This is a genomic window from Halobacteriovorax sp. (genome assembly GCF_041587335.1).
In the GTDB taxonomy this organism is placed as follows: Bacteria; Bdellovibrionota; Bacteriovoracia; order Bacteriovoracales; family Bacteriovoracaceae; genus Halobacteriovorax.
Window position 1 is genome coordinate 1 of sequence record NZ_JBFGYP010000014.1, and the last position, 14,741, is coordinate 14,741.

Annotated in this window: 18 protein-coding genes; 8 read left to right on the top strand and 10 right to left on the bottom strand. The window is 34.4% G+C overall.

Going from position 1 to position 14,741, the window contains the following annotated elements; translation table 11 throughout:
* Positions 1 to 1,530: hypothetical protein (locus ABX784_RS03740; RefSeq protein WP_372652727.1), on the bottom strand; the 1,530-nt coding region annotated here is incomplete at its 3' end.
* A 173-nt stretch (positions 1,531 to 1,703) separates the two neighbouring features.
* Between ABX784_RS03740 and ABX784_RS03745 the strand changes: the two genes are divergently transcribed.
* Complete coding sequence (locus ABX784_RS03745; RefSeq protein WP_372652729.1) at positions 1,704 to 2,735, top strand: serine/threonine protein kinase; 1,032 nt, start codon at positions 1,704 to 1,706, stop codon at positions 2,733 to 2,735.
* On the opposite strand, the gene ABX784_RS03750 is transcribed toward ABX784_RS03745, so the two are convergent.
* Positions 2,732 to 3,754 (bottom strand): hypothetical protein, encoded by a 1,023-nt coding sequence (locus ABX784_RS03750; protein ID WP_372652731.1) that lies wholly within the window; start codon positions 3,752 to 3,754, stop codon positions 2,732 to 2,734. The two genes, ABX784_RS03745 and ABX784_RS03750, sit on opposite strands and share 4 nt — an antisense overlap.
* A gap of 89 nt (positions 3,755 to 3,843) precedes the next feature.
* On the opposite strand from ABX784_RS03750, the gene ABX784_RS03755 reads away from it, so the two are divergent.
* Positions 3,844 to 4,296 carry a GNAT family N-acetyltransferase gene (locus ABX784_RS03755; RefSeq protein ID WP_372652734.1) on the top strand — a complete coding sequence of 151 codons (453 nt, stop codon included), beginning with the start codon at positions 3,844 to 3,846 and terminating at the stop codon, positions 4,294 to 4,296.
* Between the two features lie 22 nt (positions 4,297 to 4,318).
* Here ABX784_RS03755 and ABX784_RS03760 read toward each other — a convergent pair whose 3' ends face one another.
* Together ABX784_RS03760 and ABX784_RS03765 are read right to left on the bottom strand one after the other, a co-directional pair.
* Positions 4,319 to 4,879 (bottom strand): peptidylprolyl isomerase, encoded by a 561-nt coding sequence (locus ABX784_RS03760; protein ID WP_372652736.1) that lies wholly within the window; start codon positions 4,877 to 4,879, stop codon positions 4,319 to 4,321.
* 11 nt (positions 4,880 to 4,890) lie between these two features.
* On the bottom strand, positions 4,891 to 5,526 hold the full coding sequence (locus ABX784_RS03765; protein WP_372652738.1) for a 2-hydroxychromene-2-carboxylate isomerase: 636 nt from the start codon (positions 5,524 to 5,526) through the stop codon (positions 4,891 to 4,893).
* Between the two features lie 209 nt (positions 5,527 to 5,735).
* Between ABX784_RS03765 and ABX784_RS03770 the strand changes: the two genes are divergently transcribed.
* Positions 5,736 to 6,632, top strand: a complete 897-nt coding sequence (locus ABX784_RS03770; protein ID WP_372652741.1) for an HD-GYP domain-containing protein — start codon at positions 5,736 to 5,738, stop codon at positions 6,630 to 6,632.
* Positions 6,622 to 6,930, top strand: coding sequence for a hypothetical protein (locus ABX784_RS03775; protein WP_372652745.1), 309 nt, complete (start codon positions 6,622 to 6,624; stop codon positions 6,928 to 6,930). The genes ABX784_RS03770 and ABX784_RS03775 overlap by 11 nt, the downstream gene beginning before the upstream one ends.
* Here ABX784_RS03775 and rapA read toward each other — a convergent pair.
* The 4 genes from rapA to ABX784_RS03795 are packed head-to-tail and all read right to left on the bottom strand — an operon-like array spanning position 6,920 to position 11,271.
* Positions 6,920 to 9,625 (bottom strand): RNA polymerase-associated protein RapA, encoded by a 2,706-nt coding sequence (gene rapA / locus ABX784_RS03780; protein WP_372652747.1) that lies wholly within the window; start codon positions 9,623 to 9,625, stop codon positions 6,920 to 6,922. The genes ABX784_RS03775 and rapA overlap by 11 nt on opposite strands.
* An 18-nt stretch (positions 9,626 to 9,643) precedes the next feature.
* The gene (locus tag ABX784_RS03785; RefSeq protein ID WP_372652750.1) at positions 9,644 to 9,802 is read right to left on the bottom strand and encodes a hypothetical protein; all 159 of its coding nucleotides are present in this window, start codon (positions 9,800 to 9,802) and stop codon (positions 9,644 to 9,646) included.
* A gap of 18 nt (positions 9,803 to 9,820) precedes the next feature.
* Positions 9,821 to 10,186 (bottom strand): hypothetical protein, encoded by a 366-nt coding sequence (locus tag ABX784_RS03790; RefSeq protein WP_372652753.1) that lies wholly within the window; start codon positions 10,184 to 10,186, stop codon positions 9,821 to 9,823.
* On the bottom strand, positions 10,177 to 11,271 hold the full coding sequence (locus tag ABX784_RS03795) for a ParA family protein (protein ID WP_372652757.1): 1,095 nt from the start codon (positions 11,269 to 11,271) through the stop codon (positions 10,177 to 10,179). Before ABX784_RS03795 ends, ABX784_RS03790 begins: the two co-directional genes overlap by 10 nt.
* Before the next feature lie 169 nt (positions 11,272 to 11,440).
* Here ABX784_RS03795 and ABX784_RS03800 point away from each other — a divergent pair, with 169 nt between their 5' ends.
* From ABX784_RS03800 to ABX784_RS03810, 3 genes are all read left to right on the top strand, one after another.
* Positions 11,441 to 12,052: a zinc-dependent peptidase gene (locus tag ABX784_RS03800; RefSeq protein WP_372652759.1), complete on the top strand. Its 612-nt coding sequence runs from the start codon at positions 11,441 to 11,443 to the stop codon at positions 12,050 to 12,052.
* Between the two features lie 32 nt (positions 12,053 to 12,084).
* Complete coding sequence (locus ABX784_RS03805) at positions 12,085 to 12,597, top strand: GNAT family N-acetyltransferase (RefSeq protein WP_372652761.1); 513 nt, start codon at positions 12,085 to 12,087, stop codon at positions 12,595 to 12,597.
* 80 nt (positions 12,598 to 12,677) lie between these two features.
* Entirely contained in the window at positions 12,678 to 13,136 is a 459-nt protein-coding gene (locus ABX784_RS03810) for a M23 family metallopeptidase (RefSeq protein ID WP_372652763.1), read from the top strand.
* On the opposite strand, the gene ABX784_RS03815 is transcribed toward ABX784_RS03810, so the two are convergent.
* Positions 13,100 to 13,261, bottom strand: a complete 162-nt coding sequence (locus ABX784_RS03815; protein ID WP_372652766.1) for a hypothetical protein — start codon at positions 13,259 to 13,261, stop codon at positions 13,100 to 13,102. The genes ABX784_RS03810 and ABX784_RS03815 overlap by 37 nt on opposite strands.
* A gap of 97 nt (positions 13,262 to 13,358) precedes the next feature.
* On the opposite strand from ABX784_RS03815, the gene ABX784_RS03820 reads away from it, so the two are divergent.
* Positions 13,359 to 14,087 carry a hypothetical protein gene (locus ABX784_RS03820; RefSeq protein WP_372652770.1) on the top strand — a complete coding sequence of 243 codons (729 nt, stop codon included), beginning with the start codon at positions 13,359 to 13,361 and terminating at the stop codon, positions 14,085 to 14,087.
* Here ABX784_RS03820 and ABX784_RS03825 read toward each other — a convergent pair.
* Positions 14,079 to 14,720, bottom strand: coding sequence for a response regulator (locus ABX784_RS03825; protein WP_372652772.1), 642 nt, complete (start codon positions 14,718 to 14,720; stop codon positions 14,079 to 14,081). The genes ABX784_RS03820 and ABX784_RS03825 overlap by 9 nt on opposite strands.
* Positions 14,721 to 14,741 lie beyond the last annotated feature (21 nt).

The window sequence follows — 14,741 nt, forward strand, 5'->3', positions numbered from 1 at the left end:
ACAAAGTTGTTCATAATTTTTCTGAAAGCTTGTAATCATTTTTCTTCTATGAGGAGTCATAATAAGGTCATCCTCTGTAGCATAAGAAGATTTAATAACTTCTATAAAGTCTTCATATGAAAGGTACTTCCCTCCTCTTGCGAGAAGAAGTTGAGGAAGCTCTCTTAAGATATCTCTCATGCAAAATATTGCGGACCAATTTATTCCATCTGCAACTTCGTGTACACCTTCTTTAGACTTTGATCTCTCAAAATAAGAAAATGCTTTAAGGTATTTTTCTACCGCCTTATGCTCATTCTCTATTAAATACTGAACATCAACTCTTTTAAATCCTGTTTTAAAAAGAAGATTCTCTAACTTTTTTTCAACAAAGACCTTATCAAAGTTCTTAACTGCAGATGACTTTGCAAACTTTCGAATAGACTTTCTCTCTCCAGTTTTTAAGAAGTCTACAAGTTGAGCAAATGTTTGAACTGTGTACTTTGCTTTATTACGCTGCTCTAAAATACTTGTAGAGTATCTTTCGACGTCATCATACCTATAATCACTATGAAATAGACCGAACTGCCGAATTGAGCCATAGTCAATAATTCCACCATTCATTAGAATGTTATCTCCATCCCAATCTAGCCAACAAAAGATATACTCATCTTCTAGCCTGGCAGACATACTAGCAAAAATCTCAGATTGCTTAGTTAGGAAGTAATCTAATCTCTTTGCTCGTGTTTTTGGAACATCAGTAAAGACACCATTACTCTCTTCACGGTCAATATAGTAGTTTACTATTTTTTCAAGATTTTCAAAATCACCTTGCTTTAAATAGTTAAACATATGAGAAGGTCTCAAAAGATTCTTCTGAGCTCTAATATTTATAGCTATACCTTTTTGAAACTCTATAATTCCAAGAACTCTCTCTGTCTCAATATGGTTTTTATGAAATATTTCACTAAAAAATAAAGTTCCCATTCCCTCATCAATTTCAGAATAGCCGCATCCATATGAAATTGTAGGGTCACCTGTTTCCCAGAATTTCCCATAGATGTGAGTTGCAGGACTTAAACATGTCGCACCTGTACCAGAGCTTGAGATATCCCACCTCTGCCCCTTATTGGAGATAGAACCATTCCAAATACTTCTTCCATCCCCTGAGGTCTTACCTTGTTTATTTGGATGTTGTAATTGAAGATACCTAGTGGCCATATACTTATGAGGTTTTATTTCTTCTTCTGGATATTCAATCTCATTAATTATATCAAACTCATTAATGATAACGAGGCTAAATGTCTCAAGAATCTTTTCCTGTAATTCATCAGTCATCTCATCTGGATGACTCTTAGAAATGAGTCCCATATCTCTAGCTAGATCGAAATTAAAAAAAGAGACCTTTCCGCCCTTTCTAGTTCTAACTGCATAATTGACAGTTGAGTCAGGGACTTCTTTTTGTAAAGGATGCCTTCCATCAATTTGATTGAACTTCTTATAATTAAATTCTGTGGAATCATTCTTTTTTATTTTCTTTATACTTGTCATAATTCGCCTAGCTTCTTGCCTGATGACAAAAGTTTTGTTGACTAAATTATATCAAATTACCATAACCACCTATTTTTAAAGGACAATTTTTCCGATAGCTGGAGTATTAATAAAGGACAAGTACTTAATTTCAGGGTAAAATCGACCAAACCGATCAACTAAAGAGAGATGAAATGGCCACACATACTTGGGGTGATAAAGAGACTCAATTTTTTTATGAACTCAGTCCTGAGAAGATTCTCTCGTGTGTAGATAAGCTTGGCTTTAAAACAACCGGTCGCGCGATGGTTCTAAACTCAATGGAAAATAGAGTTTACGAAATTGAAATCTATACAGATTCACCTAATCCTTCAGAGCACTTTCTCATAACAAAGTTCTATAGGCCTGGAAGATGGTCTAAAGATCAAATTCAAGATGAGCATGACTTTCTATTAGAGTTAGCTGAAAATGAGATACCTGTAATAGCTCCCATTGTTGTAAATGGAGAAACAGTCTTTTTGGATGAGAATTCTGGACTACTCTACTGCCTTTTTCCTAAAAAAGGAGGAAGAGCTCCAGATGAAATGAATATAGATGACCTTGAGATACTTGGTCGTACACTTGCTAGAATGCACTCTGTAGGGGCCTCTAAAAAGGCCGAGCATAGACTGCATATAACTCCTGAAGTTTATGGCAGACAAAATTTGAATTATCTACTTAACTCTAAAGTTATCCCTTCTCATTTAGAGAGTACCTATAGAGATCTTGTAAATGAGGTCTGTGATATTAGTGAGCCTCACTTCAAAGACAATAAATTCATAAGAATTCACGGAGACTGTCACCTAGGTAACATTATAAGAAGAGGAGACGCTTCTTTTCATTTAATTGATTTAGACGATATGGTAATGGGACCAGAGGTTCAAGATATATGGTTAGCAATTCCAGGTAATGATCAATATGCAATTCAGGATAGGGCCATTCTACTAGAGGCCTATGAGACGATGAGACCTTTTCCAAGAGAGCAACTAAAGCTTATCGAGTCTCTTCGTACCCTAAGATTCATACACTTTAGTGCTTGGATTTCAAAGAGATGGGAAGACCCGGCCTTTAAGCTTCACTTTCCACAATTTTCTGAGCACCACTACTGGGAGATTCAAATTCAAGACCTAAGGACTCAGTTAATTCTTATTAAAAATGCTCTTAACCCTGTAGAAGAGTACTATTAATCAAGCTCTAATATATCATTCAAAGAAACATTCCCTCTTCGGTCATCTATTTCAATTACACAAAGATGGCCGTGAATTTCAAGTTCATTTTCTATAGAGGGAGCAAGCTCTAAGCACTCCATTAATTTATCAAGTAGTATTCTTTGTCCTTCTTGATTCTTATCTTCTCTCATAGAAATACAACCGGATGTTGTAACAAACGGATAGTACTTGGTATAGAACTTTCTATTCTTCATACCTGTTCCATGAATTCTTAGAAGTGATCTAGAGAGCTCATAGGCAATTACACCATTCTTCCACCAGTGGTGTTCAATCAGTGTTTGGTCAAAGCTATTTAATATTTCTTCTTTAGATACGAAGTCTATTTTCAACCTTCTATGCTTTCCAAAAAGATTTTGCTGATCTGCTTTTGGCATAACAGAGTCAATTGAATAGAAACCAGTAGGAGTATCTCCGTTTGGAAGATAGAATTTCTTATTCACTCTCCCCTTTGCCAGCGCTTCAACTGACCATACTAAATTATTTTCAGTGACCAAGTTCCCCTCATCACTTAATAGACATAGACGTCCTTTATATTGACGATCTTTTCTAACAAAGAGTACGGCCTTCACACCTTTAAAGTTCAATAGATTTTTCTTTAGTGTTTTCCAATGATTCTTATTAAAGCTTGTAAAGTCTTGTCCTAACTCAGCAAATTTCCATCTATCAATTAACTTATCTCCAGCAGATGACTTTAATAGTTCAATGAACTTATCTGAGAAAAACTCTTTAAAGTAAAAAATTAGATAGAGTTCGGATTCATCAAAATCATCATCTTGAAAAGACTTTAACAGTTTTACTTCGGAATCAAGTAGCTCAGATGTAGATAAGTTATAAATATGTGCAAGAATAAAGTATTTAAGAAGGTCTTCATTTGAAGAAATTTTAGGATAGATTTCTTTTAATAAGTACCTACGCTTAGAGGACTCTATTACACCAGTTCTCCAATTATCTTCCCACATTTTATTTAGTTCTTTCATAACTCGCTGCTCTCACCTTAACAAATACTTACGACTTCAATTATACTAGAGTCTACATATGATACAAGTAACAGTCAGGATATTTTTTTATGATTATTGAACAAGCTAATATTGAAAATCACTTAGACATAATTGCGTCCTTTCAAGTTGAAATGGCAAAAGAAACAGAAAATCTAGACCTAGACCTTGCAACAGTACAAAGAGGAGTTAGAGCCGTCTTTGAAGACCCTAGCAAGGGGAAGTACTTTGTTGCTTTAAATGAAAAAAGAGAATGCGTCGCCTCTCTCTTAACTGTAAATGAATGGAGTGATTGGCGTTGTCAAAATGTTCTATGGATTCATTCTGTCTTCGTTATTTCTGAAATGAGAGGAAAGAAGGTTTTTAAAGAAATGTATAACTACCTTAAAGGCCTAGTAAATAATAGCGATGACTTGGCAGGACTGAGACTTTATGTAGATAAGACAAATATAAGTGCTCAAAATGTATATGATAAATTAGGAATGACAAAAGAACACTATGATTTATACGAGTGGTTAAAGTAGGCCCTGTGAAGGGCCTTTTAGATTACTTTTTTCTGTAAACTTTTTTAATTATAATATTCTCTACAGGAACATCACTTAAGTGACCTTTACGAGTTGTGCTTACTTTTTTCATTTTATTCACAATACTCATACCTTTAACAATACTACCAAATACTGCGTACCCATACTCACTATCAGAAGTACCTCTATGGTTTAAGAAGTTATTATCATTTACATTAATAAAGAATTGAGCAGTTGCAGAGTTAACAACATTTGTTCTTGCCATTGCTATCGTACCAGTGGAGTTTGATATCCTATTTGTCGCTTCGTTTTTAATACCTGCATGAGTGTCTTTTTTCTTAAGATTGATATCAAATCCTCCACCTTGAACCATGAAGTTATCGATTACTCTATGAAAGACAGTTCCCTCATAAAACTTTTCATCTACATAAGTTAAGAAGTTTTTTACTGAAATTGGAGCAGACTCATCAAAGAGCTTTATTTCTAAATTTCCCATAGATGTCTCCATAACAACTACAGTATTTTTCTTAGCAAATGAATTTAAACTAAAAAGTGTAAGCATTGTAATCAAAATGTATTTCATAATTCCCTCAATTAGTTAAATGGATGTTCTTTTAAAAAATTCTCATATTTATTCTGATCTAATGGATCTTTATTAGCAATAAATAATTCTAGATACTTTGTAGAATCATTCCCCCAGAAAAGCTCTTCTTTATGAATAAATGTCGGAAGCCCAAAGACTCCTTTATCTATTGCCGAACGTAGGACCTCTTTAAGCTTCTTTCTGACTTCTTTAGAAGTTGTCTCTTCCATAAGAGATTCAGGTAGATTAATTTCTCTTAGAACTTCTAGTAGGTCTTCTTCCTCACCTATTTCCTCTCCTCTGGCCCAACCTTTATTAAAAATTGAGTCAATGAGTTCAAATTTTTTACTCTCCTCACATGCCAGAACAAGTCTCAACGCGTAAAGAGAATTAAATGGAAGAGTTTTAGGTGTATTGAATTCAATATTATTCATATTTGAATAACGAACACAGTCCTTAAATAAGTAGTCTCGCTTACTTTTTATTTCGGCAGGACCTTTTGTTTCATAGCTATGAATAAGCTTACTTAAAATAGTCGGATGGTATCGAACTTCAATATTCAAGCTCTTTAGAAGAGTTCTGTTCTTCTTAATCCATTGAAAAGCAAGGTAAGAATAAGGTGATAAAAAATCAAAGTAAAAGTCCATTAGTAACCTATTTATAGAGAGTTATTTTTTATAATTTTAACAAAGAATACTCCCTAAGAGAACTCTTTTGCTCGGGTAACAAGATAGGTAAATAAAAAAATTGATGCATTTTATTCAATTCATTCATAAAATATAGGAAACCAAAACGACTGAGAATATATATGGCCTACACTCCTCTAAGAATAAGTACAATCAAACCAAATCGTAAATTGACATTTACGCTTTTTATTCACTTTAAGGAGCAGTACATCACCTACGCGCAGGTTGGTTCTGAAATAGAAGAAGAAAAATATAAGAAATTAAAAAAACAAAAAATAGCAAAATTTTATATCGATGAAAAAGATGAATTAAATTATCAAAGTTTTCTAGATGCACTACTACAAGATACAATGTCTTCTTCTACGGCGACAACAGAAGAGAAAGTTAATATTGTAGAGGGAGCATGCGGGTCTGCAATTGAAAGAATGCAGCAGGACCCAAGTAGTGAATCTTCATATAAAATGACAGAAAACGCAGCAAGAACACTTAGACAGTGTATCTCAGAAAATCCGGATGCCATGAAAGAGCTTTTTGGTAAGTCAGTTGAAAAACATGAGCTCATAGTAAAACACTCACTCAATGTCAGTGCCCTTGCTACAAAACTTGGTCAAAAAATGAAACTCTCTGAAGAACAACTTGATGAACTAGCTGTCGCTGGACTCCTTCACGATATAGGTTTAATGCAGTTGAGTGAAGAAACTAGAAATCTTTTTAGTAAGAATCGTAAAGACTTTACCAAGGAAGAGTTAACTGCTTATAACGCTCACGTGCAAGACTCTATATCTATTCTCATTGAAAAGCCCTACGTGAATCAAAACACAATGGAGCTCATTACAAATCATGAAGAATTAAAGTCTGGGTATGGACCAAATAAAAAAACAAAGCTTTCTCTTAGTGAGTACATTATCTCACTTGTGAATATTTATGATAAAACAATCATCACTACAGACTTAACACCGAAGCAAGCAATCAAAGAAATTCTTATTGATCAGATGGGAAATTTTGAACTTGATTTATTAAATAAGCTAAAAGAAGTTTTAACAGAAGAAGGTTTACTTGAACTTTAAATATCTATTATTAATTTCAATCCCATTCTTACTACTCTCTTGTAGTAAAACAGATTACACAAAAAATGAATGCGAAGATCTCTCTATAAAGAAATTCAAAGGCTATCAAACAGAATCATATAAATTTGATAACTACTGTATGCAATACAACTTGCATTACACTCAGTCTCGATGTAAGAAGGCCCTAAATCAATTAATTCTAGGTGCAAGTTTAGATAAACTCACCGCTGCTCATGGAGTGAGAATTAGTGAGTGTTTTACAAAGAATGACTTAAAGAAGTTTGGATCTAAAGAATAACTCTAAAGCTATCAAGCCTAACACTAGACTGCTCTAAAATTAGGAGTAGTTCATCCCTCTTCATCTCTAACCACTGTAGCTCTTCATCTTTAACTGCAGAGTTTATAGTCTTTAAGTAAGTTAACCTTGCTACATCAGTTGATATAGATTGAATTAGGTTTTCTTTAAAGTTCTCTTTTTCTGATAGAGCAATATTTGAAGCAATATTGTTTGCAGAAGTGATAATTTTGGAGATACCTGCTTTAGGAAACTTAGACACTTTTACGATATCTTCTTTGCTTGCTCCATTAACTTTAGAGTCAAGGAAGCTCTTATCCCATTTTGAAGAAAAGTCTTCACCTTTATTATCAAGGAGCACCCTTATAATTTTTGGAGGAAAGTACTTACTCGACTCAAGCTCTTGATTGTGAACTGTTTCAAAAACAAAGAAGAATTCAAAGAATATTTTATTCCCTTTAGACTCTCTTCTTTTGGCCACACTATATGATCCTAGTCCCTCACTAATAATGAGATCACTAATTCCTTGAACCATTGGATGGTCCCAAGTTAGGAAGCCAAATTCTTCCCTCTCAAGGGCCATTAATCGATTAAAGGTATAAGTTTTTCCTTCTTTATCTAGTTCTGGAAAATGAGGAAGAAGCATATTATCTGTAGGTATTAAAAAGAGAGTATCTTCATTAATATCATCAGAATCAACACCTAAATGATGAAAGACTGAATCTAGGTAGTTTCTAAGCTCTCTTGAGTTATCAATCTCTCTTATCTCAGATCTAATTTTAAAAGCTACACTTTCTTTATAAGAGTTCTTTTCAATTAAGACATCACGCCCCTCTTCTAACTCTTTAGTAACAAGCTTATACTCTTTTTGAGTACTTGAGATTAGCTCTTCAATATCTACATTCTCTATATCTTCTACACTTTCTTTATACTTTCTAAATAAAGTTCCTCCGCATTTAGCAGAGTCTGTAAATGCATTAAAACCTTCTTGATACCATCTAAAGAGAAGATGCTCACTTGAGTTTTCAACAAGTGGAACATGAATCTGAATATCTCTCTTTTGCCCTATTCTATCTAGACGCCCAATTCTTTGCTCTAGGTAATCAGGATTAGATGGAAGATCAAAGAGAATTAAGTTTGATGCAAACTCAAAGTTTCTCCCCTCTGAACCAATTTCAGTACAAAGTAAGATTTGAGCTCCTTGAGGTTCAGCAAAGTAAGCCGCTTGCCTGTCTCTCGCCATTAGAGTTAAGTCTGAATGAAATACGGCAGTATTTGTACTAACAGCATTTTCTCTAATAAATTTCTCTAGAGCTAGAACCTTTGCCTTAGACTTACAGATAAGGAGTGCTTTATCACCTTTTAAATCTTCAAGCTTTTCGAGTAACCAAAATGCTTTTGATCTGAAAATATTAACATCTAAATTATCAGTCTTATTATCTAAATCAATAATGGCTTCATTGAGAATTCTCTTTGGAAAGAAGTCAAAAACCTCTCTCATTCTCTCTCTAGTATTTCTAATATAAATACGTCCAGTACCATGTCTGTCTAAGAGATCTGTAATGATTTCTTCTTTATCTTTATTCGCGTCGATATCAACAGACGCTAAAAGCTCTCTCTCTTCAACGTCTAGCTCTGTATCAGATTCAATTTTTCTTACAATACTAGCAAAGTGCTCGAAGCCTTCATGCTCTTTAACAAAATCAATATATGAAAAGAACCTATCTGGATCTAGTAACTTCAAGCGACTAAAGTGGCCTTCTAGACCAAGCTGCTCAGGAGTTGCTGTTAAAAGTAAGACGCCATTTATTCTTGAAGCAAGACCCTCTACTAGATCATACTCAACAGATGATTTCTCTTGAGTCCATTTCAAGTGGTGGGCTTCGTCAACGACAAGCATATCAAAGTCTGCTTGATCTAAAAGCTCTCTAGCTTTCTCTGCACCTCTTAAGAGTCCTAGAGAAACAATAACGTTCTCACTATCTAAGAATGGATTTGTTCCAGCAATTAATTCAGTCTCTTGATTTACGACAGTAAATGATAAGGCAAACTTTCTATGTAATTCAATAAACCATTGAAAAACTAATGAGTCAGGAACAACAATCAGTATTCGTTGTGCTCTTTTAGTAATAAGCATCTGATGAATAATCATCGCTGCTTCAATTGTTTTACCTAGGCCAACTTCATCAGCAAGAAGAACTCTAGGGATTGGCCTATTAAAAACTTCCTTGGCGACATAGAGTTGATGAGGAATTAAGCTCACTCTTGGTCCAAGAAGCCCCTTAACATCTAAGGCGCTGTATTCATTTTTATATTTAATTGTTTCGTATCTAAGTTGAAAATGTTCGTGCGGGTCACAAAGGCCATTGAACAGTTTATCTTCAGGCTTATTAAATGACATTAAATCACTTAGGTCTAATTCAGAGATAATTCTTTCACCTGATAGGTAAAAGGCTAAACCATCTTGCTCGGTCACTTTATCAACAATTAACTTCTCACCTTCATCAATGAGGATTTCATCACCCTCAGAAAATAGAACTCTTTTAATTGGACAAGTTTTAATCCCATAATTTCTCTCAACTCCACTAGCTGAGAATATAATAGAGACAGTCTTATCAGTTAATTTGTTTAGTATCCCGAGACCTAGCTCTGGTTCCGCTTCACTGATCCATCTTTGACCAATAGTAAATTTACTCATTTAATTTGTTCCTAGAATTTAATTTCCGAGACCATAGAACAGTATTCCACAACCTGCAATAATCATTGCAAAAAGAATATATAGATTTGTCTTTCCTCTCTTGAGGTCAGTAGCTGTAGCTTTACTTGATAAAGGTTTTTTATTAGTTTTTGGCTTTCTAACTTTATTCTTACCCATCTTATCTCCCTAAACCTGCTAAGATTTAAACATTTCCTTAAAGAAAGAAATGACACCTGGCTTCGTATTAATTTTCTTCATCTCAGATGAAAGCTCTTTTATTTCTTGATCCAACTGAATCTGTTTATTATCAACAAAGTTATCCCAGTCTCTAGCTTTTTCAACTTCTACGAAACCTTCTCTAAGCTTATTGACGAGATCATTATTCTCTTGAACTTTACGCCTCGCATTCTTCACAGCTTCTCTTGCTGAGATAGTACGAGTCTGGGCACCTAGCTTATCAAACGTCTCCCATGGTCTAAGAACCCTTTGCTCTTCTACTTCTAGTGACTTTGCTTTAGTAGCTTTGTTCTTTGCCGTTACATCATTGAGTCTTAGCGCCATACATGTTCCTGCCCAGAAGTATTTTGAATGCGGTGACTGTTATGAATAAGTTGTTCGGTGTCATTTGTATCAATTAAATTATCAATTCTTTCATGAATCTCAACAAGTACCGAAGTCATCTCATCAGCAACATTTTTTCCAGGACAATGTTCAATTAAAGACTTATTCATTGCTGTCGCCTCTTCACCAGAGACACTCTCTCGAATAGCTCCAGAGATACAACCGTCAACATTTCCTCTGTACCACTCTAGAATATCCTGGCTTAGCTTTCTATTTAAACTATATTTTGTAGGAACAAAGATAGATTCAAAGTTCATTCTCATTTCACTTTTAAATTCATCTAAGAATGTAGAGAACACTTTGAAGTTTCTAAAATTATTAATCTTACACTCTAATGGTGAAACAAGGGCATCACATGCTACTAGAGCATTTGTAGTAAGTTTATTCCAATTTGGAGAACAGTCCATGATCACTAAGTCAAAATGCTGCTTAAGTGGATCAACGACTTTTTCTTTTAGCCAGAACTCTCTTCTATTAATATTACTTAATGAATCATTTAATGCTACGAGTTCAGGAGTCTCAGGAATTAAGAATAAATTTTCATTATCTGTAGAAACAATCGTATCATTTAATCTTACAGAGTTTGAAAATACGTCTGATAGACCTTTAGTACGGTTCAGCTTTTCTAGGATGTAATTTAAATCACTAGAGTCCTCAATTCCATCATCAAAACCAAGAGCAGTAGTAACATCACCTTGAATATCTAGGCCTACAACACATGTTTTTATTCCATGTAGAGCTGCTGTTCTTGCAAGATTTAAAGCGAGAGTACTTTTTAAAACACCACCTTTAGTAGTGAATACGCAAATGCTTACGGGACGTGAAAATTTCTTAAAAAAGCCAATCTTCTCACCTATTAATGGTAGATCGCTTTCTTTAAAGCCTTTTCTGTATAAAGCTCCAGATCTATATTTTTCTTGAGCAGGGATTGAGCCAGACGCTTCCAGTCTAGTAATCTCATCCTTGAGCTCTGGACCACCAAATATCGCGGCCACTTTCTTTAGAGAGTAGTATGTCTCGTTCACTCTTATCTTCCTGTTTTGAGTATCTTAAAATTATAGAAAACAAAGGGATAGAGTGTCAAAGTTTGTTCAAACTAATTCGGTCATATAATAAGACCACCAGTGTCATAGATAAGAAACTCTCCCAACTTTATAAAAGAATTGCTATTATCCATTCTAACCAGGAATAAATATGCACGCATCAGTTATCTTCGGGACAGTAGTTTGCCTTGCAATCTTTTTTTTAATTGCAAAGATTTTATATAATCTATTCACTAACTCTCATTTTTTAAAATATGAATTTCCATCAGGCTGGAGAAAAAATATAGAAGATAGATACCCTATATTTCAAAAACTTAGCGAAGAAGAGCAAGTGAGTATTTGTAAAAAAACTCAAATATTAGTAGCTCAAAAGAAAGTGAAAGGAATAGAAGGTCTTGAAATTAAAATAAACCTTAGGCTCTCACTTGCTTATGAAATCTCATTTTTAAATCAACTTAAGAAATCTGCTAATCTTTATAGTAAAATTTCACCAATAAGTGTGCTTCCATTCTCAAAGTATAATGAATTTAAGAATAGGAATGCCTTCACTCTCTACTGGGATGAAGAATTGAGTCGAATATACCTAGAAACACCTGAAAATGAGCTCTTAGAGAGTTCATACTACTTATGGCTTAAAGTAGATAAGAGATTTTCAGAGTTTAATGATCAGCAACTCCTAGAGATCCATAAAGAGCTGTCATCTGGAGTATGGCCTATCTCAAATGAAGAAGCACACAAAATTCTAAACAATAAATTATTGTGAGCTGAAACGACTTACGTGGTATATTTATACTCGTGATAGAGATAAAGTCCAAAAGTGGCGATCCTTACATTCTAAGACCATTAACAAAAGATGATAAAATCAACTTAGTTGAAGGTCTAAAGAAAATGTCCTCAGAGTCCATCTATAATCGCTTTCATGGCTTTAAAAAAGAATTTAATGAAAAAGAACTTACTTCCCTAACAGACCTTGATGGTGTGAATAGATTTGCTTTCGCAATCATTCAAGTCAAAGAGAATAATGAACTAGAGGGTGTCGGAATTGCTAGATACCATCGTACTCCAGAGTCCGATAGAGCTGAGTTTGCTATAACATTAATAGATAGAGTACAGGGACAAGGCCTAGCAAAAGTTGTGATCCTAGAGCTCATAAAAGTAGCAAAGGGACATAATATTAAGTTTTTTGATGGAACTCTCGAAAACACTAATATAAAAATGATTAACCTTATCCACAAGCTTGATGGATTCACAACCAAACGTCTCAGTGGAAACCTTCTTACCATGGAGGGGGATTTATCCTCCTACTAACCCTTCTATCAAGTATAAGCTTAGCCAATTGTTACTATTCACTTCCTTACAACCACGGTTCTTCCTATAGACTACTGCAGGTGTGGAACGGAAAGTATAGCCACAAACCTCCCCTAGAGTATGGGTTAGACTTTGACCTTAAGGTAGGAACTCCTATTCGAGCTGCTCGAAAAGGTATTGTCTTCAAAGTAAAGAGTGATTCTAATAAGTCTGGAGCTGATAGGTCTTACTTAAAAGACGCAAATTATATAAAGATAAAACATAGTGATAATACCTACGCTCTCTACGCCCATCTAAAATATCAAGGTGTAATTGTTAAAGAGAATCAAAAGGTAGAAGAGAATGAATTAATAGGATACTCAGGAAATACGGGCTTCAGTGACTCCCCTCACTTACACTTTGAAATCTATCAGGACGATGAAAACAAGTATAAAAGAAGGTCACTTCCTGTGACCATAGCGACACATATTGGGCCGCTTCTTGGCCTAGAACTCGCAAAAAGCTATAGGGCCGTTAAAAACGATAAGCCTTGCCCATGAACTACAACATTTAGTAATCCAAAAGGCAGCGCAACCGAAAAAGTAACAGGAATAAATATTCCCATTCCGATCCCTACTGCAAACGCCATCCATAGCATCTTCAAAAACTGAAGAATTGACTTCATTAACGACTCCATCCATTAATTAAATTGTTCTATATTATAATGGTAATGAAGTTACATTTACTTGTCATCAATACCTTTCTTAAATAGTATGTCATCTATGAGTATAAAATCTATTGATAAAATTGCCGTGATCGGTGCAGGATGGCTTGGTGGCCAAGTTAGTGATTATTTAAATTCGTTAGGACTAGATGTTCTAAGAACAAATACCACAAGTAAAAGTACTGATAACCATTCTAAGGTTCTTAGATTTCCAACTGACGATTACTCCTCAGTATCAGAAGCAAGTACATTTATAGTAAATATTCCTCCTTCAAAAATTGAGGAGAAAGACTTCCAAGACTTTAGGAACTTCTTTAAAGATAAAAGATTTATTTTTATAAGCAGTACATCTGTATTTGATAAATCTCAAGGAGAGGTCAATGAACAAACAGCTCCTAAACCTAGTACAGAACGAGGAAAAAAGAACTTACGCCTTGAAGAGATATTTAAAGATGACTGTATTATTCGTTGTGGAGGACTAATTGGTCCTAACCGTCATCCAGTGAAGAGCTTAGTAAATAAATCAATAGAGGGTGGCCACTATATTAACCTTATTCACAGTGAAGACGTTATCCAGATAATAAAGCTCTCTTTAGAAAAGAATTATAAAGGTATTATCCATGCGAGTTTTCCAAGTAGCATGACTAAAAAAGAATATTATCAAAAGTATGCTCAGAAATATGATTTAGTATCACCAAAGTTTCTGCACAGTGAAAATTGTGGTTTAAAAATTAATTCTGTTGTTTTAGAAGATTGGAATTATAAGTATAGAAATGATTTATTTTAATTTTACCATTTTTAAGTTATCAGCATAGCTCTCTCTTTTGACAGAACTCTCTGTTGAAACTCTTTCTATTTTTCTAACAATATCAGCAATTCTTTCGAGGGCATCGCTTACTTTATCGAGGTTATCTAACTCTCCAGTAAGCTCACATTTTTGGATATAACCCATAGCTATTGTAAGGGGGTTATTAATCTCATGGTTATAAGTAACAATCATAGCATTCGCAGTTTCAAGCTCACTCTTTTCCATATTCTCGATATTAAGGTCTTTAATCGAAAGATGAGTTTTCATCCTTGCTTCTAAAATATCCATATTAATAGGTTTCATGACATAATCATTAGCACCTAACTTAAGAGCGGAAACAATATCAGATGTCTCCTTCATAGAAGTTGTCATAATGATAGGAAGATCAACTCTAGAGTGGACCTTTCTAATCTCACTCATCACTTCGAGCCCACTAAGGTCTGGCATGATAATATCTAGAAGAATTAAATCAAATCTGTGGGTATTACTATTTACTAATTTTAAACAGTCTGCTCCACAATGAACGACAGAAGATTGGAAACCTCTTTTAAGAAGTCTCTTTTCAATTAATTTGGAAGTAATTTCATCATCGTCAACAATTAGGATATTCAAGATATTCTCCAGTTTGAACCA

Excerpts from the sequence above, each read along its gene's own strand:
- ABX784_RS03745 (WP_372652729.1), top strand. The coding sequence starts at position 1,704 with ATGGCCACACATACTTGGGGTGATAAAGAGACTCAATTTTTTTATGAA.
- ABX784_RS03750 (WP_372652731.1), bottom strand. The coding sequence starts at position 3,754 with ATGAAAGAACTAAATAAAATGTGGGAAGATAATTGGAGAACTGGTGTA.
- ABX784_RS03755 (WP_372652734.1), top strand. The coding sequence starts at position 3,844 with ATGATTATTGAACAAGCTAATATTGAAAATCACTTAGACATAATTGCG.
- ABX784_RS03760 (WP_372652736.1), bottom strand. The coding sequence starts at position 4,879 with ATGAAATACATTTTGATTACAATGCTTACACTTTTTAGTTTAAATTCA.
- ABX784_RS03765 (WP_372652738.1), bottom strand. The coding sequence starts at position 5,526 with ATGGACTTTTACTTTGATTTTTTATCACCTTATTCTTACCTTGCTTTT.
- rapA (WP_372652747.1), bottom strand. The coding sequence starts at position 9,625 with ATGAGTAAATTTACTATTGGTCAAAGATGGATCAGTGAAGCGGAACCA.
- ABX784_RS03785 (WP_372652750.1), bottom strand. The coding sequence starts at position 9,802 with ATGGGTAAGAATAAAGTTAGAAAGCCAAAAACTAATAAAAAACCTTTA.
- ABX784_RS03790 (WP_372652753.1), bottom strand. The coding sequence starts at position 10,186 with ATGGCGCTAAGACTCAATGATGTAACGGCAAAGAACAAAGCTACTAAA.
- ABX784_RS03800 (WP_372652759.1), top strand. The coding sequence starts at position 11,441 with ATGCACGCATCAGTTATCTTCGGGACAGTAGTTTGCCTTGCAATCTTT.
- ABX784_RS03815 (WP_372652766.1), bottom strand. The coding sequence starts at position 13,261 with ATGAAGTCAATTCTTCAGTTTTTGAAGATGCTATGGATGGCGTTTGCA.
- ABX784_RS03820 (WP_372652770.1), top strand. The coding sequence starts at position 13,359 with ATGAGTATAAAATCTATTGATAAAATTGCCGTGATCGGTGCAGGATGG.